17 protein-coding genes are annotated in these 20,478 nt (G+C 29.4%); 6 read left to right on the top strand and 11 right to left on the bottom strand.

The window, feature by feature from the left end; all coding sequences use genetic code 11:
* Nucleotides 1-99 precede the first annotated feature (99 nt).
* The gene (locus HMPREF2782_RS05475; RefSeq protein ID WP_070641409.1) at nucleotides 100-375 is read left to right on the top strand and encodes a histidine kinase; all 276 of its coding nucleotides are present in this window, start codon (nucleotides 100-102) and stop codon (nucleotides 373-375) included.
* A 755-nt stretch (nucleotides 376-1,130) separates the two neighbouring features.
* Here HMPREF2782_RS05475 and HMPREF2782_RS05470 read toward each other — a convergent pair.
* Nucleotides 1,131-1,889, bottom strand: coding sequence for a DUF5633 domain-containing protein (locus HMPREF2782_RS05470; protein WP_070641408.1), 759 nt, complete (start codon nucleotides 1,887-1,889; stop codon nucleotides 1,131-1,133).
* A 278-nt stretch (nucleotides 1,890-2,167) separates the two neighbouring features.
* Here HMPREF2782_RS05470 and HMPREF2782_RS05465 point away from each other — a divergent pair, with 278 nt between their 5' ends.
* Nucleotides 2,168-4,162, top strand: coding sequence for a dipeptidase (locus tag HMPREF2782_RS05465; protein WP_070641407.1), 1,995 nt, complete (start codon nucleotides 2,168-2,170; stop codon nucleotides 4,160-4,162).
* A gap of 278 nt (nucleotides 4,163-4,440) precedes the next feature.
* Here the strand turns inward: HMPREF2782_RS05465 and megL are convergent, their stop codons facing one another.
* Nucleotides 4,441-5,631 (bottom strand): methionine gamma-lyase, encoded by a 1,191-nt coding sequence (gene megL / locus HMPREF2782_RS05460; protein ID WP_070641406.1) that lies wholly within the window; start codon nucleotides 5,629-5,631, stop codon nucleotides 4,441-4,443.
* A 79-nt stretch (nucleotides 5,632-5,710) separates the two neighbouring features.
* On the opposite strand from megL, the gene HMPREF2782_RS05455 reads away from it, so the two are divergent.
* On the top strand, nucleotides 5,711-6,628 hold the full coding sequence (locus HMPREF2782_RS05455; protein ID WP_004839646.1) for a LysR family transcriptional regulator: 918 nt from the start codon (nucleotides 5,711-5,713) through the stop codon (nucleotides 6,626-6,628).
* On the opposite strand, the gene HMPREF2782_RS05450 is transcribed toward HMPREF2782_RS05455, so the two are convergent.
* Nucleotides 6,591-7,985, bottom strand: a complete 1,395-nt coding sequence (locus HMPREF2782_RS05450; RefSeq protein WP_019119038.1) for a Na+/H+ antiporter NhaC family protein — start codon at nucleotides 7,983-7,985, stop codon at nucleotides 6,591-6,593. The two genes, HMPREF2782_RS05455 and HMPREF2782_RS05450, sit on opposite strands and share 38 nt — an antisense overlap.
* Nucleotides 7,986-8,203: 218 nt before the next feature.
* Here HMPREF2782_RS05450 and HMPREF2782_RS05445 point away from each other — a divergent pair, with 218 nt between their 5' ends.
* From HMPREF2782_RS05445 to HMPREF2782_RS05435, 3 genes are all read left to right on the top strand, one after another.
* On the top strand, nucleotides 8,204-8,899 hold the full coding sequence (locus tag HMPREF2782_RS05445) for an ABC transporter ATP-binding protein (RefSeq protein ID WP_019119039.1): 696 nt from the start codon (nucleotides 8,204-8,206) through the stop codon (nucleotides 8,897-8,899).
* A complete protein-coding gene (locus tag HMPREF2782_RS05440) occupies nucleotides 8,899-11,139 on the top strand; it encodes an ABC transporter permease (RefSeq protein ID WP_070641405.1) in 2,241 nt (746 codons plus the stop codon). The genes HMPREF2782_RS05445 and HMPREF2782_RS05440 overlap by 1 nt, the downstream gene beginning before the upstream one ends.
* Nucleotides 11,140-11,303: 164 nt before the next feature.
* Nucleotides 11,304-12,257: a 3-hydroxyacyl-CoA dehydrogenase gene (locus HMPREF2782_RS05435; RefSeq protein ID WP_070641404.1), complete on the top strand. Its 954-nt coding sequence runs from the start codon at nucleotides 11,304-11,306 to the stop codon at nucleotides 12,255-12,257.
* Nucleotides 12,258-12,326: 69 nt separating this feature from the next.
* Here HMPREF2782_RS05435 and ade read toward each other — a convergent pair whose 3' ends face one another.
* The 8 genes from ade to HMPREF2782_RS05395 form a co-directional block, all read right to left on the bottom strand.
* On the bottom strand, nucleotides 12,327-14,018 hold the full coding sequence (gene ade, locus HMPREF2782_RS05430; protein ID WP_070641403.1) for an adenine deaminase: 1,692 nt from the start codon (nucleotides 14,016-14,018) through the stop codon (nucleotides 12,327-12,329).
* A 10-nt stretch (nucleotides 14,019-14,028) separates the two neighbouring features.
* Nucleotides 14,029-14,400, bottom strand: a complete 372-nt coding sequence (locus HMPREF2782_RS05425) for a hypothetical protein (RefSeq protein WP_261668685.1) — start codon at nucleotides 14,398-14,400, stop codon at nucleotides 14,029-14,031.
* Nucleotides 14,401-14,693: 293 nt separating this feature from the next.
* Nucleotides 14,694-15,239 (bottom strand): GNAT family N-acetyltransferase, encoded by a 546-nt coding sequence (locus HMPREF2782_RS05420; protein WP_070641402.1) that lies wholly within the window; start codon nucleotides 15,237-15,239, stop codon nucleotides 14,694-14,696.
* Nucleotides 15,240-15,372: 133 nt separating this feature from the next.
* Nucleotides 15,373-16,938 carry a sensor histidine kinase gene (locus HMPREF2782_RS05415; RefSeq protein ID WP_261668683.1) on the bottom strand — a complete coding sequence of 522 codons (1,566 nt, stop codon included), beginning with the start codon at nucleotides 16,936-16,938 and terminating at the stop codon, nucleotides 15,373-15,375.
* A 117-nt stretch (nucleotides 16,939-17,055) separates the two neighbouring features.
* On the bottom strand, nucleotides 17,056-17,796 hold the full coding sequence (locus HMPREF2782_RS05410) for a response regulator transcription factor (protein WP_070641400.1): 741 nt from the start codon (nucleotides 17,794-17,796) through the stop codon (nucleotides 17,056-17,058).
* Nucleotides 17,797-17,802: 6 nt separating this feature from the next.
* On the bottom strand, nucleotides 17,803-18,972 hold the full coding sequence (msrB, locus tag HMPREF2782_RS05405) for a peptide-methionine (R)-S-oxide reductase MsrB (RefSeq protein ID WP_070641399.1): 1,170 nt from the start codon (nucleotides 18,970-18,972) through the stop codon (nucleotides 17,803-17,805).
* Between the two features lie 9 nt (nucleotides 18,973-18,981).
* Nucleotides 18,982-19,533, bottom strand: a complete 552-nt coding sequence (locus HMPREF2782_RS05400) for a redoxin family protein (protein ID WP_070641398.1) — start codon at nucleotides 19,531-19,533, stop codon at nucleotides 18,982-18,984.
* Nucleotides 19,484-20,254 (bottom strand): cytochrome c biogenesis CcdA family protein, encoded by a 771-nt coding sequence (locus HMPREF2782_RS05395; RefSeq protein WP_070641397.1) that lies wholly within the window; start codon nucleotides 20,252-20,254, stop codon nucleotides 19,484-19,486. Before HMPREF2782_RS05395 ends, HMPREF2782_RS05400 begins: the two co-directional genes overlap by 50 nt.
* Nucleotides 20,255-20,478 lie beyond the last annotated feature (224 nt).

Here is a 20,478-nt window from a genome sequence, read left to right as displayed (position 1 = left end):
TTTTTTAAAACTTTCAAGAAAATATCTTCAATAAGCTATTTGACACAAAATATTTTTTAACCTATCATAAAGATAAAGCAAAAAAGAAAGGAATATATTATGAAAACAAATCTATTAATAATAATAATTTTACTTGCAAGCTTGGTTGTAAATATCCTACTTTTAACAAAATATAAATTTGGCGACAAAAGAGATGCCGAAATTTTTAATTACACATCAATCCACACCCTTTTCGCTTTTACAATATATCTTGTACTAGATATAATTTTTTACTTATCAATGAAAAAATCAAGTCCAGATTCCTTTACAAATCTTTTTATAATTTCCTTTTTGTTCTTGGTAAACCAATTAATGTATAGGAAAAAAATCAAATAATTTAAAAATATACAACAAAAAATTTTAAAAATAAACACAAAAAAATCGACTTTAAACTTTCTTTACAATTTAAAGTCGATTTATTTTATATGTCCACTAGCACAGGATTCTGTTTTTGGTTCAATCACTCTTATTGTCCTTTCTTTTTTCATATCTCTATATTCATATATTAAATATCTTAGCACATTGACATTTTTTGTATATTTTTTTATTTTATGGGAAAACTTCCTCCTAACAAAATCTTTATCTATTCAATTGTTTGCTTGCTTTTTTTTCTATTTATCCTATAAACAAATCTTTTAGAAAAATGTCAGATGGCTCTACTTTAACAATTAATTTCCACCACTTTTTCTATGAAATCTTATACTATTTTCTTTTTTTAAATAAAGCTTCACTATTATAAAGTTTTATAATATAAGAATTCAGATTTTAAATCCATTTAAATTTTTATAGTCTAAATACATTTATAGCTTTAAATCTCGTATATCACTATAAACTTAAGCATTTTTATTATCCATGCTAGTGGACTATCAGAAGCTTTTATCTTCTGTTATTATAATAATACCCAGTGAAATCGATTCTAAACATTTTTTTTGAAAATTTTTTTAATTTTTTTATTTTTTATTTTAAAGCTTATAAATTATAAAAATTTCTACAGTTCGACAGTCAAAATAATTTTTGCTTTTATTAATTGAATTTACTAAAATAAAGAAAAAAACTAGGATGAAATCATCCTAGTTTTGATTTTAATTTAATTATTTTCTTTTTGATTTGAAAAGAGCTGTTGAAGCTGCTGCAAGTGTTGCAACTACTCCTGTAAGTCCAGCTACACCTGTTTGTACATTATTGTTGTTAGCTTTAACTGCTGGTTTTGCTGCTGGTTTGATTTCTTTTCTATCAAGATCTTTTGTTTTCTTAGCATCAACTGTTAATTCGATATAATATTTTCCATCTTTACCTTTAGTAATATTATATCCTTTGTTGATTTCTGATTTAGCTACGATAGCTTCTGCTGCTTTTTGAGCTTCTTCAAAAGTTGCATATCCTTGATCAGGGTTGAATTTACTTTCAGCTAATGCTTTTGGTTGTTGTTTGTAAATATCATCTTTTATTTTTTGTTCATTAGAAGGTGCATTTAATAGTCTATAATGATAGTTACCATATTGTAAGTAAACTTCATAATATTTCTTAGATGCAGCTGCAGCTGCTTTTCCTGCTGCATCAGCTGCTGCTTCTGAAGAATATCCATTTTCATTGTTTTCTGCTTTTGGTTTTTCAGGTTTTGGATCTGGTGTAGTTTGTGAACCTGTGCCTGTTGGAGGTGTTTGATCAGTATTATCTAAATTATCTTCTCCATCAAATCCTTGATCGCCTATTCCATTATCAGCTGTATTGCTGAACGCAGAGAATGTGCTTGGATCTGGAGCTGGTTCTCCTTCTCCATCAGCATAAGCTGTTCCACCAAAAACTAATCCAGCTGCTAGTGCTAATGCTAGTACATTTTTCTTTTTCATATTTTTCTCCTTATTTTTATAATTTTTTTATATCTCCATTATATATATATACAATGTCAAATAAATATTTTCATTTAATTCAAATTGTTGTATTACTTTATCTAATAAAATATTTTTAATTAATTAAGTTTTTTAAAAAATTAATTTGTTTAGATTATTTCTTACAAAAGAGAAAAGATTTTGCTTATTTCTGATAAAGAAATAAAGAATAAAAACTATTTTTGGTAACGTTTGTCTATTTTTTTTAATTGATTTATAATATGAATTGGAGGTACACTATGAAAATGTTTAATAAATTATGTGTTTCAATATTGAGCGCAGTATTCTTATTTACTGCCTTAGCCTTACCTGCAAAAGCTTGTACAGGCGTTATAGTTGGTAGCGATTTGACTGAAGATGGTACTACAATTTTTGGTCGTACAGAGGATTTGGAAATAAATCACAACAAGGTTTATAAAATCAATGAAGCTAGCAAATACAAAAAAGGAGAAAAACTTGTAGATGTTTCTTACGCAGAAAAAGGTGGATATGAATTTGAACTTCCACACGATTCTTACCGTTTTACTTCTATAAGCGATACTACTCCAGAATATGGTATGTTTGATGAGGCTGGCTACAATGAAAAAGGTCTTATGGCTGATATGACTGTTTCCGCATCTGCAAACGAAGATGTTCAAAAGGTTGATCCATATCTTGATGGAGAAGAAGAAGGAAAGCCTATTGGAATTAGTGAGGCAATAATTACAACAGTTGTGTTATCAAGTGCTGACAATGCACTAGATGCTGTAAAATTAATAGCTAATGAAGTTGCCACAAAAGGAGCTGCTGAAGGAAATGCTCTTGTAGTTGCTGACAAAACAGATACTTGGTATGTAGAAATTTATTCAGGCCATGAATTTGTTGCAATGAAATATCCAAAAGATAAATTCTCAGTTTTCCCAAATACTTTCTGGCTAAATGAAGCAAAACTTACAAAAGGCGAAGAAAGTGACAATTATATAATGAGCGAAGACGAAAATTATCTTTATTCTAAAGGAATTTTTGAAACAGCAAAGAAAGCAAAAACTTTTGAAGGCAATGAAGATGATAGAATTATAAATTTGGCAAAATCTTATGCAGAAAAAGAATTCTCTCCATCAAACCGTTCAAGAGTTGCATCAGGAATCAAATTCTTAAATCCTGATTCTAAAGTTGATATGGAAACTGAAACTTATGAATTCCTACAAGATGCAAAAAAAGGTTCTATTTCTGTTAAAAATGTAATGGACTTTACAAGAAACAGACTAGAAAATTTTGATTTAGAAGCAAATGACAGGGGAAGAGATGAAACTTATCCAATAGGAAATAGAAATACTATGGAATCACACATCTTCCAAGTTTCAAAAGACGCAGAGGCAACAAATCCTGGAATAATGTGGCTAACACTTGGTTCTCCATTAGTTCAACCATACGTTGCATACTATCCAAACCAAGAAGATGCAATTGATGAAGTTAAAAACGAAACAAATGATCCAGACAAAGACAAGTCACATTATTGGATGGCAATGGATACCCTACACATGGTAGAGGCAAACAGAGATGACTTTATGAAAGACATCACTCCAGAAATTGACAAATTTGAAAAAGAACAAATAACAAATACAAAAGTTTCAGGAGAAAAAGATCCAACAGAAAAAAATAAAGAAGAAGCTAAAAAAGCATTCGATTTATTAAAAGGATTCAACAAAGACTTAGAAGAAAAATACAAAGATTATTTAAAGAAAAACGAATATGAATATACTTTCTACGGAAGAAGAGCTACTGAAAACTTCACAGATACAACAATGGAAGTTAAAAAAGATACAAGCGATAAAGCTTTAAATCTTCAAGTTACACCAGACGAAGACGAAAAAGGTGGAAAAATTGAAATAGTAGACTCTTACGGAGAACCTGTAGAAAAATTAAATAATCCAGTAAAAATCTCAGTTCCTAAAAAAGCCTTTGAAAAAGAAGTTGCATTCGGCTCAAAAGATGACAAAATTGATGTAAAAGAAGAAGATGACAAATACGTATTCGAAACAGACAAATCATCAGTAGAATACAAAACAGAAGGCAAAGAAGAACAACCAAGCCAATCAAACGATGCATCATCAAAAGAAACATCAGCACAATCATCAAGCAATGAACAAGAAACAAATAAAACAGAAAACAAATCAAACAAAACATTGATAATCATTGCAGTTGCAGTAGTAGCAGCCGTTGTAGCTATATTTTCAAGAAAAAAGAAAAACTAGAAAATAAAATAAACTAAAAGAAAAAAATCGTATTGGTAACCCCGATACGATTTTTTTGTAAGAAAAATTTTAAAATTTAGTTTAGAAATTAAATAATAACTTACCTATTTTAACTAAATGAGCATAGCAAATTAGTGGATAGATCTCATTATTTAAATAAATTCGAATAAATATCGAAAAAAACCAAGCTCTACTTGTCTTGAGTAATTTACCTGTTATATATTTTTTTATTTAGCAAATTAAAAAATCTCCCCGCGGGGAGATTTTTCATATAATTTTTAGATTAGGTCTAAGGCTTGATTTAAGTCTTCTATTATTTCATCTGCATCTTCTAGGCCTACTGATAATCTGATTAAACCTGGTGCTATTCCTGCTTCTTTTAGGGCTTCTTCTGAGTAGGTTGAGTGGGTCATTGTTGCTGGATGCTCAATTAATGTTTCTGCATCGCCTAGACTTACTGCTAGTGAACATAATTTTACGTTGTTCATTACGCATCTTCCTGCTTCGATTCCGCCTTTTACTTCAAATGTTACCATTGCTCCGTAGTCTTTCATTTGTTTTTTAGCTACTTCGTGGTTTTTGAAATCTTCTAGACCTGGATAATATACTTTTTCTACGTTTTTGTGTTTTTGTAATGCTTCTACAACCTTTTTGGTGTTTGCTACGTGTTGTTTCATTCTTACTTCGAGGGTTTTCATTCCTCTAAAGATTAGGAATGCATCGTGAGCTGATAGGACTGAGCCTGTGAAGTCTTTTTGGCCTACTAGTCTTACTTGAGTCATTAATTCTTTTGATCCGCATGAAAATCCTGCTATTACGTCGCCGTGTCCGTTTAGGTATTTTGTTGCTGAATGTACTACTATATCTACGCCAAGTTTTAATGGATTTTGTAGGTATGGTGTTGCAAAGGTATTGTCTGCGATTACTAATGTGTCTTTTGAGTTTTTCTTTGCAAGTTTTACTACTTCTTCTATATCTATTACATCTAGGGTTGGGTTTGCTGGTGTTTCTAGATATACTATTCTCGTGTTGTCTTTTAGATGTTTTTTGACTTCTTCTAGATCTGTCATATCTATAAATTCTACGTCTACGTTGAATTTTGTTATTTCATTTAAAAATGCAAATGTACATCCGTAGAGTGTGCCGCATGCTAGGATATGATCGCCTGCTTTGATAAATGGCCAGATTGATGATGTGATTGCTCCCATTCCTGATGATGTTGATACTGCTGCTTCTGCTCCTTCAAGGGCTGCTAGTTTTTTCTCCAAAGCATCGTTGGTTGGGTTTCCTAGTCTTGAATAGATAAATCCTTCTTCTTCTAGAGCAAATCTTCTTCCACCTTGTTCTGCGTTGTCAAATATAAAGGTTGATGTTTGATATATTGGTAGTCCTAATGAACCGTATGTATCTTTTATTGCGCCTGCGTGTATTGTTTCTGTTGCAAATGATCTTTTTTTGTTTTCTGTCATTTTCTAATCCTTTCATTTCCATTGTTTCATTTTTACCAAATATTTAATATAATATATCCAAAGAGACTAAGGAGATATTATGAATTTAAACAAAATTATTTACGCTATAGAAGTTTCTAAAACAGGTTCTATTTCAAAGGCTGCAAAAAACCTCTACACATCCCAGCCTGCCATTTCCATGGCTATAAATGATCTTGAAAAAGAACTGGGTTTTAAAATTTTTGAGAGAAATCAAAGTGGAACTCAAACAACCGCCAAGGGTCTTGAGTATCTCATAAAATGCCAAGATTTAATCAGCAAGTATAAGGAAATCCAAAGACAATATGCTCCAGATAATAAGGATATTTCTGAGCTTAGAGTGTCAAGTCAGCACTTTAATTTTGCTGTTTCAGCTTTTATGAAATTAATTGACAAGTACAAGGATAATTCTTTCAAATTTTATTTAAAAGAAACCACATCCCTTGATGCCATTAACCACGTTGAAAACGATTATTCTGATCTTGCCTTTATTTACATAAATGAACCTTATAGGCAAGCTATTTTTAATTTATTTAAAGAAAAATCTTTATCTTATGTTACAATTGCAAAGGTCATTCCTCATGTTTTCATTAACAAAGACCATCCATTAGCAAATGAAAATTTGATTAAGATAGATGATCTTTATAATTATCCTATGATAATTTATGAGCAAAATGACACTGAGATTTTACCGGAAGAATTTGTAAACCTACCTGATCACAAACAGGTTATCTATACCCAAGATAGGGGCACGACTTTAGGTCTTATTTCCAACACAAATTCTTTTAATGTTGGAACAGGTTGCCTTCATCCAAATAGTGGATTTCCTAATATCAAAACTGTTAAGCTTGAAAATCCAGAAAATTTATCTATGGATATAGGTTATGTTTACAAATCTTCCAAAAATCTTTCAAAGCTTTGTAAGGAATATTTATCCCTAACTAAGCGTGAGCTTGTTCATTGTCTTCCAAATTTTTAACATGACCTGCAACTTTTGATTCAGCCATATCATATTCAAAATTCCATTTATCTTTTGCAGCTGTAAATGGTACATAGATAGAAACTATGGAAACAACTCCCAAGATAAATTGATACCAGAAATATGGTATGATTTGGAATGGTGCTACAGCGCCTTTTGTAAAGCTTGCAGCTATCAATACTTGAGCAGCATAAGGTACTATTCCTTGGAATACACAAGAGAATGTATCAAGAAGTGATGCAGATCTTCTAGGATCAATCTTATATTCATTACACATTTTCTTTGCGATTGGACCTGAAATAATAATTGCAACAGTATTGTTAGCAATTGCTACGTCAGCAAGAGAAACAAGTGCAGCTATACCAAGCTCGCCAGATTTTTCTCCCTTAGCAAATTTTCTAATTTTTGCAATAATCCAATTAATACCGCCCTCTTTGGTAACCATATTAGAAAGACCACCAATTAACATAGAAAGTAAGAAGATTTCAAACATTCCAGTAAAGCCTTCCCACATAGTTTGAGAAAGAGCAAGCAAGTCAAATCCATTGTTCATAAGAAGAACAATACCAGATAAAACAATACCACCAGTTAAAACTAAAAATACATTAACGCCCATAAGAGCAACTACCAATACGAAAATATAAGGAATAATCTTAATAATATCGTAAGATAAATCTTTTTGAGCAGGTTGACTTTCAGGTGCACCCAAAATTAATAGCAAAATAAAAGTAATTATTCCAGCAGGAAGAGCCATCTTCAAGTTCATCCTAAACTTATCTTTCATTTCACAATTTTGAGTTCTAGTAGCAGCGATAGTTGTATCAGAAATAACAGATAAGTTATCTCCAAACATTGATCCACCAACCAAGGCACCAAGCATCAAAGCCATATTGATACCACCAGATTTAGCAAGACCAACAGCTATAGGTCCAAGAGCAGTAATAGTACCAACAGAAGAACCAGTAGCAATAGAAATGAAACAAGCTATCAAAAATACACCTGCAGTTAAAAATTTAGCAGGAACAAAAGAAAGTCCCAAACCAACTACAGAATCAACTCCACCAGAGGCAGAAGCCAAAGCAGAGAAAGCGCCAGCCAATATGTAAATCAAACACATAATAATAATGTTTGAGTCGCCACAACCTGCAACTAAATTGTCAAATTTCTCATCAATACTTCCACCAAATAATAAAAATGCACTAATAATACCAACAAAAGCTGCAATAGGTGCAGGCAATTGATAAAATGCCATTTCTACTCCTCTTAAATGAAGTACGATACCTGTGGCAAGATAAATAACGATAAAAACCAAAAATGGAATTAACGCCTTTCCTGAAATTTTTTCATTTTCTTTCACAATATTCACCCCTTTTTAAAAATGATTACGTTTTCACTATTATAATACATTAGATTGAAATCGTTGTAAAATACATATAAGTTATGGTGCATATAAGAAAAACTTATAAAAGCTTTTGCACATTTTAGTTGATAAAGGTTCTCATTTGTTTTATAATAAAAAAAAGATTGTATACTTGTTAATCTTTATTTGTAATTTTTTATTTAGAAGGGGTAATTATGATTAAAATTTCAAATTTACATAAGTTTTATGGAAAAAATTCTAACAAGATAGAAGTTTTAAAGGGAATTGATTTATCTTTTGATGAAGGAAAAATAATTTGTATTTTAGGGCCTTCTGGTTCTGGAAAATCTACCTTGTTAAATATTATTGGTGGAATTGAAACAATTGACATAGGAAATGTTAATATTTTTGGTCAAAATTTAGGTAAATTAAATAAAAAAGATTTGGAAATTTTTAGGCGTAATAATTTGGGCTTTGTTTTTCAATTTTATAATTTAATTAGTGATTTAAATGTTATAGAAAATATTGAGCTTGGTAAATTTTTGTCTGATAATCCTCTTGATATTGATGATTTGATAGATAATCTTGGTTTATCTGACCAAAAATATAAATTCCCAAATGAAATTTCTGGAGGTCAAGCGCAAAGAACTTCTATTGCAAGGGCTATGGTAAAAAGCCCTAGAATTTTAATTTGTGATGAGCCAACTGGTGCTCTTGATTATGAAAGTGCCAAGGATGTTTTGAATTTAATTGAAAATTTAAATAAAATTTATAAATCTACGATTTTAATTGCAACTCACAATACTAATATAAGTAAAATGTGTGATATTATTTTAAATTTACATGATGGTAAAATAAAGAATCTTTTTGTAAATTCAAATAAAATATCTGCTAAGGAGGTTTCTTGGTAATGAAAAATCCTCTTAATAAAAGAATTTATAGGCAAATAAAATCTAATCCTTTTAAATTTTTTTCTATTTTTTTAACTTTAACCATTTTAATTATTTTTTCATCATCATTTTTTACTGCCCAACAGTCTATTAAACATTTGTATTACAAGCAAATTGATGATGGAAAAGTTGAGGATGGAGAATTTGTTTGTATTGATAAACTATCTAACAAAACAATCAAAGCCTTGGAAGATCTTTCTTTGAATGTTTATGAAAATTTTTATTTTGACGAAAACTATCATGATGATAGGACTTTAAGAGTTTTTAAAAATAGAAATCATATCAATATTAGTCAAATTTTTGATGGAAGATTGGCAAATAATGACAATGAAATTGCTATTTCTGCTAATTATGCAAGGGCAAATAAAATAAATATAGGGGATTTTTTGAAAATTAAAAATAAAAAATATCTCGTAACAGGTCTTGTTTCTTTGCCTGACTATTCTACTCTTCTTAAAAATAGGGAAGATATTGTTATGGATACAGGATATTTTGGTGTTTGTCTTTTGTCTTCTAAAACTTTTGATAAGATAAAGGATAAAAAAATTGTTTATAATTATTCTTATCATGATAAATTTTCTAAAAATAGTAAAGTTGCAAATAAAAGGCTTAAAAATTTTGGAAAAATTATCAATAAAAATAATCTAATGATTGATGGTGTTACAAGATATGATAATAAATGCATAACTTATATTATGGATGATATGGATGGGGATGTGCCTACTATGATTTCGGCTAGTATTTTATTATTTATTTCTCTAGCCTTTATTAGTGCTGTGCAAATTAAAAATTTAATTGAAAATGAATCTCCAATAATTGGTTGTCTTTTAGCTTCTGGTTACAAAAAAAAGGAATTATTAAAAAATTATATGGCTATGCCTTTGTTTTTGGCAATTTTGGCATCTATTTGTGGAAATTTTATAGCCTTTACTTATTTTTATAAAAAATATGCTGATGTGTATTATCTTTCTTTTGAACTACCAAAATTTGAGCTAAATACAAACCATCTTACCTTTGCATTTACGACTATTTTGCCTATTTTTATATATTTGGTAATTAATTTTTTTGTTGTATATTTTTCTTTAAATCACAATCCTATTGATTTTTTGAGAAAAAATTTATATAAGAAAAATAAAATATCAAAACTTAAATTGAAAAATTTTTCTTTTATGCAAAAGGCAAAACTAAGATTAATATTAAACAACAAACTAAATTTTCTAGCCCTACTATTTGGAATTTTCTTAGCAAATTTGCTTTTGGTTTTCTCTCTTTGCCTTGAACCTTCTTTTGAAAATTATGCAAAAAAAATGAAAGATGAGATGAAATATGACCATATTTACTTTGTAAAGACAAAGGATGAAAAAATAAAATCGGATATGGCTAGCATTGTAAATGTAAATTTGGTAAATTTTGATGACAAAAAAATTCAAATTTATGGAGTTGATAAAAATAGCAAGTACGATAATAAAAATTTAAATGAGCTTAAAAAAGATGAAGTTGTTATATCATACGGTCTTGCACAAAGATTTAATCTAGGTAAAAAAGATACAATAAAAGTCTTAAACTCTTATAATAATAAAACTAATACCTTAAAGATAAAAAAAATTGATTATAAGATAAAAACTTTGCAAATTTTAACAAATAGACAAAACTTAAATAAATTAATAGGAAAGGATTCTTCATATTTTAATAGTTACTTATCAGATAAAAAGTTAGATATTTCAAAAGAAAATTTAATAACAGAGATAAACAAAAAGGATATGACAAAATTTATGGACCATTTTTTTGACCACTTTAAATTTGTTTTTAAAATTGTCCTTATTGTTTCGCTCGCCTTTTATTTTATAATAACGAGCGTTATTTCAACAACTATTATTGATAAATCAAAAGAAAATATAAGCTACCTTAAAATATTTGGATTTAAAGATAGAGAAGTTGTAAAAATTTACATCAATACCATACTCTTTTTACTAGTAATTTTTGAGATTGTTCTAATGCCACTACTGAATACAATACTAAAATTTTTAATAAAAATTTCTATGCAAAAACTAGATATTTTTGTAGATATATCTATCCCAAATAAAATATTTGCCTTTGCATTTTTCTTGAGTTTACTTACTTTTATAATTACACAAATTATTGAAAGCTATAAAATTTCAAAATTAGACATGGTAAAAGAGCTTAAAAATATCAATGGATAAATAAAAATTACACCTTGCTATCTGATGCTTTTGCTTATTTTTTAACATCTCCTTTTATATTTGCTAATTTATTATATCGATTTCTACAATAAAATTTAAAAAACCAAATTTTGGGTATATCAATATATATGAGATGAAAATATATATAAAAAAAGGAGCAAATAATGAAAATAAAAAATGTAACCGTAGCTGGTGGTGGCGTTTTGGGTGCTCAAATTGCCTACGTCACAGCTTTTCATGGATTTAATGTAACGATTTGGGGAAGAAGTGAAGGTTCTATTGAAAGAGTTAAGCCAAGAATTGAAAATTTACACAATATTTTTTCTAAGGAACTTATGGCTTGTCCTTCATATATTGGAGCTGAAAATCCAAATTATCCTAGGTCTTTTTTCAAGGATAAAAACGAAATTACTAATGAAAAAATAGAAGAATTAAAAAATGTAAATGAAAAAATTTTTAAAGAAATAAAATACACTACTGACTTAAATGAGGCTTTTTCTGATGCTGATCTTGTTATTGAGGCAATTGCAGAAATTGTTGATGAGAAGAAAGATTTTTATGAAAAAATTTCTTCTTATTTAAAGGAAGATGCAATTATTGCAACAAATTCTTCAACTTTCTTGCCTTCAACTTTTAGAGAATATACTGGTAGACAAGACAAATTTTTAAGTCTTCACTTTGCAAACTCAATTTGGAGACAAAATCTTGCTGAGATAATGAAGCATGACAAAACAAGTGATGAGGCTTTTGAAAGTGTTATTGAATTTGCAAAAAATATAGGAATGTATCCAGCTGTAATAAAAAAAGAACAAGCCGGATATATTTTGAATTCTTTGCTTGTTCCTTTTATTAATGCTGGTCTAAATCTTTATGGAAATGATGTTGCTGATCCAAAAGATATAGATATGGATTGGAAAATCGGAACAGGCTCTCCAAGAGGACCTTTCGAAATAATTGATATAGTTGGTATTACAACTGTAATAAATATTTCAAAAACAAATCCTCAAGCAAATGATCCAAATTCTCCAATTGCAAAAGCTATTAAAAAATTGGAAGAAAGAGCTGCCAAAGGCTTAAAGGGTATTGAAACAGGGGAAGGATTTTATAAATATAAATAAAAAATAAGGCGATAAATTATTTTTATCGCCTCAGACTGTTGACAAAGTAGGTGCAAATGCACCTACTTTTTAAACTTCTAAAGGAATGTGTTTAAATTCATTTACATCAAACAATCCTTTGTCTGTCATCTTTATATCCGGTATAACCGGTAGAGCCATAAATCCAAGAGTCATAAATGGATCTATTCCATCTCCTACTCCAAGCTCTTTTGCTTTTTCTAATAATTTCTTGATGTCTTCATGTACTTCTGTCATTGATTTACTACTCATAATGCCTGCTATATCAAGTCTTAAAGACCCTTCTAATTTTCCATTTGAAGATATTGCCATTCCACCACTCATCTGATCTATTTTCTTTATTACGTTTAGCATATCTTCATCATTGTCCCCAATAACAACTAAATTATGGCTATCGTGTGCTATTGTAGTTCCAACAGCGGCATTTTTTATATCATATCCCTTTATCAATCCTATTGCTATTGCAGAATTTCCGGTGTGTCTTTCAATTACCACTATTTTTCTTATTCCGTCATCTGAGTATTCGAAGTAACCATCTTTTACATCTACATCACAGATAATTTTCTTAGTTAAAAGTGATTCTTTTTCCATTTCAATTACATGGACTCTGTTTGAATTCAATCTAAGTTTTAAATCTTCTAATTTAAAATCTCTTATATTCATTTTTGAAAGTACCTTTGGAGAAAGTTTTTGTGGAAAATCTACTATTACTTTTCCATCTTCTGCTACTTTCTTGCCTCCAATGAAAACTGCTTTTGCGTTTATGTTATTCAAATCATCGAATAAAAAGAAATCTGCAACATACCCCGGTGCAATTGCCCCTGAATTTTCCATTTTGTAACACTGAGCCGGATTTAAAGTTGCCATTTTAATTGCATATAAAGGTTCCATCCCCAATTTAATTGCTTTTCTCACATTGTTATCTACATTTCCATCTTTTAACAAGTCTTGCGGATGTCTATCATCTGTACAGAAGAAACAACGACTTATGTTATCTTTTGTAACTCCTTTTATCAGTGCTTCTAAATTTTTAGCAGCTGTACCTTCTCTTAATTGAATGTACATTCCTCGGCGAATCTTTTCTTTCATTTCATCTACAGCTGAACACTCATGGTCTGTTAAAATACCAGCTAGTACATAATCGTCCAACGCCTTTCCTGATAAAAGTGGGGCGTGTCCATCTACTACCTTATTGCTATTTTTAGCCAAGTCAATTTTTTCCAAGATGTCTTCTGATCGATTTACTGTTCCAACAAAATCCATCATTTCTCCTAAGCCCAAAACTCTCGGATTATTTATCATCTCTTTATAATCGCAAGCTTTTAAAATAGCTCCACTTGTTTCAAATGGTGTACATGGAACGCATGATGGCAACATTACATATACATGTGCCGGTAGATCTTTTGTTTCATCTATTATGTATTCAAGCCCATCAAGCCCACACACATTTGCTATCTCATGTGGATCTGCTATTATAGTTGAAACTCCTCTTGCAACTAAACATTTTAAAAATTCAGCTGGAGATACCATAGAAGACTCTATGTGCACGTGTCCATCAGTCATAGTTGGTGATAGGTAGGATCCTTTTGCATCTACAATCTCATCTGCATCTTCATAATCTCCAATGCCAATAATTTTTCCATTCTTCACTGCTACATTTCCCTTGTAAATTTCATTTTGAAACACATCTATTACTTTGACATCTTTTATTATCAAATCCGCTTTCATATCACTCTTTAACATTTCTCTCTCCTTATAAAAATAACATTTTAACTAAAGACAAAATTCCCATAGCATACATTGGTAAAGATATTTGTTTAAATTTACCAGTTATAATATTTAATACTACATAAGATAAAATTCCTATCATAATACCATCCGCAATACTGTAAGTAAGAGGAATTATGATAAAGGTTAAAAATGCAGGTATAGCTTCTGTTATATTATCAAAATCTATAGCTTTTACTGCACTTGTCACTGCCATAAGTCCTGTTCGCCCTCCCTCTTCTATGACGGCTGAAGTTTCTAATGTTGTTCCCACAACACTTGTTCCTAAACACCCCACTACAATTGTTCCTAAAGAATCTACTAGAAAAGATTTATTCATATCTTTTGCTTCATTCATTATTTTCATCTGTTAATCCCGCTTTTATTGAAATGCCCGTTACAGTCCCTATATTGTTAAAAATAGACATGAAAATGAAAACGAATACACATATACATGTCTGTAGTAAAAATTTAATGAGCAGTTAAACAGAAACAATCAGCCCAGATATTATAACATTCATTAAAAATTTAATAATATTAGAAAACCCAGGAGATTTTTCCTGTGTTTGTCTTCATTCTGAGGCGATAAATTATTTTTATCGCCTTTTAAATTTATATAAGCCCAGCTAATCTAAATAAATAATTTAAAAATTATTTCTCAAAATCCTCCCTCAAAATACCATAAACACACGAATCAACAATCCCCTGATTATTATAATCAGCCTTTCTTAACCTACCCTCATAAATAAGACCACATTTTTCCATAACCTTGCCAGAATATGGATTATTAGGATCATGAGAAGATTCGATCCTATCAAAACCAAGAGAAAATAAAAAAGAAATTATAGCAGAAAAAGCCTCAGAGGTATATCCCATATTCCAAAATTTTTTCCCAATACAATAACCAATATGACAAGAATTAACCCTTTTATCAATAGAAATCACACTAATAGTTCCAATCGGTTCAGCTAATTCTTTAAGTTCAATAATCCATTGAAAAAAATCATCATTTTTATAAGAATCAACCCAGTTTTTTATAACTTTTTCACTTTCAAGAACATTTTTATGAGCTTTCCATCTTAAAAACTTAGTAACTTCCTCATCATCCATCCAATTCTTATAAGCTAAAGAGGCATCAGAAATCTTAGCCTTTCTTAAAATTAACCTATTAGTAAAAATTTTTTTAGTTAAATTCATAAAATTTATCCTCATTATCAAATATTTTTACATATATATTAACATACTAGATTTTCAAAAGTAAACTAAAACTTTAAATAAATTAAAACAAAAAAAATGAGCTGTTGAAACAGCCCATTTTTTATTGATTTTTTTAAATTTCTTTTATTATTTTTAGCTTATATGTGACAATGGTTTCGCCATTTTCTCTTTGCATTTTTAAATTATATTTTTCTCCACACAAAAGTTTTATCCTATTATTTACATTTTCCATCCCTATTCCTCCAAGTTTTGTTGGAATATTTTCTTTTTTTTCTTTTGGACCTAGTCCGTTATCTATTATTTTTATTATTAAATATTCTGGATTTTTTTCTACTATAATTTTAATGTAAGACTTGGATTTTTTTTCTCTTATTCCGTGATAAATTGCATTTTCTATTATTGGTTGGAGTATTAATTTTGGAACGTATAGACTGCTTGTTTGTATTTTTTTTATAAATTCGTAGGTAAATTTATTGTCATATCTTATTTTTTGTATATCTAGATAATTTTTTGCGTGTTCTATTTCCTTATCAAGTTTTACGAAATCTTCGTCAATGTTTAGGCTGTTTCTTAGAAGCATTCCTAAATTTTTGGTTACTTTTATTGCTTTTTCATTTTCTCCAAATTCTACAAGCCACAAAATTGTATCCAAGGTATTGTATAAAAAATGTGGATTTATTTGGCTTTGGAGAGCTTTGACTTGGTAGGTTCTTTTTTGTTCTTCTTTTTTTTCTATATCTTCTGTTAGAACAAAAATCCTATCTATTAGGTTGTTGTATTCTTTTGTTAAGATTTGTATTTCACTTGATGCTTGAGGGAGTGATTCTATTTTATATAATTTTTTGTCGGTTTTTTTGATTTCTCCAATCAAATAAATTATTGGTTTGCTTATTTTTTTTGACACAAAAATCGACACTAACAAAGTCAAAACAAAAACGATTAGGGCAAGAATTAGGGAGCTTTCTATTAATTGTTTTTTTAAATTAGAAATTGCGTTTGAAAAGGAAATTCCTACCAGCTTCCATTGGGTATTTGGAATAAAAACATTGGATGAAACAAAATCCATTTTTTCTGGTTTCATCCTCTTTTTTAAAAGTTTTTCGTAATCTTTTTTTCCAAAATCTTCCATATTTTTTGATTTAAAAAGGAGTTCTTCTTCTGAGGACAAAATAAAAACATAGCCATATTTGCCAAAATTTATTGTCGATAAAAAATCTTCCAAAAATTTATAGGAAAGATTTATAACCACAAAGCCCAATCTTTTGTTGTTTTTATCTTTAATTTCTTTGGAAATACTTATTATATTTTTTGACGAATCACTAGATATTTTTGAAAAATCAGCCTTGCTTGCAAATGCCATATTATTTGAATTTATAAGTTTCTTATACCAAGAAATATTTTTCATATCCTTATTTGTTTCTAAATTTACTTTTTCATTTGAAATAATATTTCCATTTTCAGAAACTAGGAAAATTTTTTTTATAAATTCATCGCTTTTTTCGCTAACTTTTATTATGTCCTTCAAATTTTTAAAATCCGTCTTATCATCCATTATATTTTGACTTTCGGCTGACATAGCCAACAGAGAGGCAAGGTTTTTGTTTTTTTCTAGATAGCTTGCCACATATATACTTGCATTTTTGACTTCTTGGCTTGTTTCTTCTTTTTCGTATGTCATAAGCTTTGAAGAACTTTGCTTGTACCAAGAAAAAAGCATTAGAGATATTATAAGAATAGAAATTACAAAAAAGCAAGCACTTATTTTGAATTCTATTTTTTTGAAAATCTTTTTCATTTATTTTTTCCTAATTTGTTTTGGACTTTTGCCAAAATATTTTTTAAATTTATTAGAAAAATATGAAACATCATAGATACCAACGGCATCTGCTATCTCTTGATTTTTCATATCGCTTGTCAAAAGCAAAATCCTTGCCTTTTCCATTCTCAATTTATTGGATAAATCCTGGAAAGATAAACCGTAAATTTCTTTTATCAAACTGCTTAAATAATTATTATTGTAACCAATCTCGCTTGCCATCTTGTTTAAAGAAAAATCTTCACAAAATACATTTTTATCAATATATTTTTTTATATCCTCATAAGATTCTTTTGCCTTCAAATTCTCATCATTATACTCTTTCAAAGACTCATTTTTTCTGTTAATATTAAGCTTATTTACAGCAGTTTTTAACATATATTCTACATCTTTTTTGCTAACAGGTTTTAAAATATAATCGTCCACCTTTGCCCTAATAGCAGCTTGGGCATAATCAAAATAATTGTAGCCTGTAAGAATTAACAAGTAAGAATCTGGATTTTTTTCCTTTATTTTTTTGCTCGCACTAAGGCCATCAATTATAGGCATATTTATATCCATTATAACTATATCTATCTTGTTTTTTAAGGCCAAATCAACAGCCTCTTTCCCATTTTCCGCCTCAAAAACTTGATCAATTTCCAAACTCTCAAAATCTATTAAATTTTTTATGCCCTTTCTTATGATTGATTCATCATCTGCTATTAACAATTTATACATAATCCCCTACTTTACAAGATGTTTTAAATATCCATATCCCCTATCTTCCATATCTTTAAGTGGAATAAATTTAATCGAAGCTGAATTTATACAAAAACGAAGACCACCAAGTTCTTTAGGGCCATCATTAAAAACATGTCCCAAATGCGAATCCCCAGACCTACTTCTCACTTCAGTTCTGTTCATATTATACGACTTATCTTCACGATATGTCACAACATCTTTGGCTATTGGCTTAGAAAAAGATGGCCAACCACAACCCGAATCAAATTTATCACTTGATGAAAACAAAGGCTCGCCAGTTGCTACATCAACATAAATACCTTTTTCCTTATTATCCCAATATTCATTAGAAAAAGAAGATTCAGTTTCATTTTTTTGAGTAACCCTATATTGAATATCCGTAAGTTTTCTCTTCAAATCATCATCCGATGGTTTTGGATATTTAGCAGGGTCAATCACAACTTCATTAGCCTTTGACAAGTCGATATGACAATATCCATTCGGATTTTTCCTCAAATAATCTTGATGATAATCTTCAGCCACAGTAAAATTTTTAAGTTTCATATTTTCAACCACAATTTTTTCGCTGTATTTTTTTGCCTGAAAATTCATAACCTTATCTATAACTTTCTTATCAGAATCATCCACATAATAAATCCCAGTCCTATATTGACTTCCCCTATCATTTCCTTGTTTATTAAGGCTAGTTGGATCAATTATTTTAAAATAATGATTAAGCAAGTCCTCAAGCTTTATTTTTTTACTATCATAAGTTACTTCCACAGTTTCTGCATAGCCACTTTTGCCACTACTTACCGTTTTATAAGTCGGATTATTAACCTTTCCATTTGCATAACCACTTACAGCATCATAAACCCCATAAATTCTTTGCATATATTCCTCAACACCCCAAAAACAACCACCAGCTAGGTAGATTTTTTTAAGATCATCCTTAGAATAATTTTCCTTTTCCTTATCCATATTTTTTTGATTTTCCATTTCCTTTAAATTTTTCTTATTATTAGAGTCAATAATTTCATCAATTTTTTTGCCAATTTCCTCATTTGTGCTAGAAATATTTCCATTATCCTTAGACTTATTCTTAGAATTATTAGAACAAGCCACCAAAAAGATAGCACAAATCAAAAAAACAAAAATAAATTTACCTTTCATACAAAACTCCTATTTAATCTGTTTAAAAATTTCATTGATAGTATCCTTATCCAAAGCCCCTGGAGCAACCTTGACAAGCTTACCCTCAGAATCCAAAAATACATTTGTAGGAGTAGATTTAACATTAAATTTTTTAATAAAATCCCCACTCGTATCATACAAAGTATTAATATTTTTATATTCCAAACCATCAAACCATTTTATAAAATCCTTCTTAGATTTTTCCCCCATTTGGTCAGGAGCAACCACACTTACAACCTGATAATCCCCATCACTATTAGACAATTCATCCAATTCGCCAAGACTTGACAAACAAATAGGACACCAAGAAGCCCAAAACTTAATATAAGTTTTCTTCCCCTTAAAAGAATCCAAAGAAACCTTGTTACCATCCCTATCCTCAAGATTCAAAGAATTATCACTATTTTTATTTTCCATGCTATTACTTGAAATATTTTTATCCTTCATATCATTCATATTTTTATCCACCGATTTTTCATTAGAGCATGCACTAAGAGCAAAAGCTATCACTAAAAACGGTATCGCTAAAGATTTTTTCATATATCCTCCTAAATAAATTATTAAAAAATGAAGTAAGATTAGGCAATTGATTAGTCATAAGAACAACGCCCATTACCATTATCAAAAACCCACCCAAACGTTTCATAAAAATAAGATGCTTTCTAAAAAACTCAAAATTTTTATTAAGAGTAGAAGACAAAACAGCCATCAATAAAAACGGAACCATAAGGCCAAACGAATAAACTAACATCATAAAAGCCCCATAAAATTCTTTACCACTGCTTGCAGAAGTAAGAAGCACCGCTCCAAGAATTGGACCAACACAAGGTGTCCAACCCAAAGAAAAAGAAAGCCCCATAAGATAAGTCCCCAAAGCCTTAGTTTTCTTATTTTTAAAATTAACAGTCTTAGTAACATTCAATTTTTCAATATTAATAATTTCCATTTGATGAAGACCTAACAAAAACACAATAAGTCCCCCAATAAAAATTACCCATCTATTATTGACAAATTTTCCAAAAAAACCTGCACCAAAACCCAAAATAACAAAACTAGTAGCAAGACCTAAAATAAAAGTCATAGTTTTAATAATAGCACCAATATTTATATAAATTTTTCCAAATTTAAAATTTTTATATTCTCCCCTTTGATCCGTAATGATACCAATATAAGCAGGCATCAAAGAAAAAGTACAAGGAGCAAAAAACGATAAAAAGCCAGCAATAAAAACCGAGCTTAAAAGTAATTGATTTTCAATCATAAATACCTCCTTTTTTTTATAATATAATTATAAAATCAAAGGAAAAATAATAGAATAGAAATATCTTATGTAAAATATAAAAATAATCAGATATTAAAAAATAAAATAAAAATACAAGCAAAAAAGAAATTTAAAAACAAAAAAAATATATTTTTAGACAACAAAAAAGACTAGCATAAGCTAGTCTTGATTGTTTGGCAACTTCCTAGTCTCCCGGGAGGTCT

Source organism: Anaerococcus sp. HMSC068A02, from assembly GCF_001811125.1.
GTDB classification, from domain to species: Bacteria; Bacillota; Clostridia; order Tissierellales; family Peptoniphilaceae; genus Anaerococcus; species Anaerococcus vaginalis_C.
The sequence above is the reverse complement of the archived record's forward strand: the minus strand, read 5'-3'. Positions and strand labels throughout refer to the sequence as shown.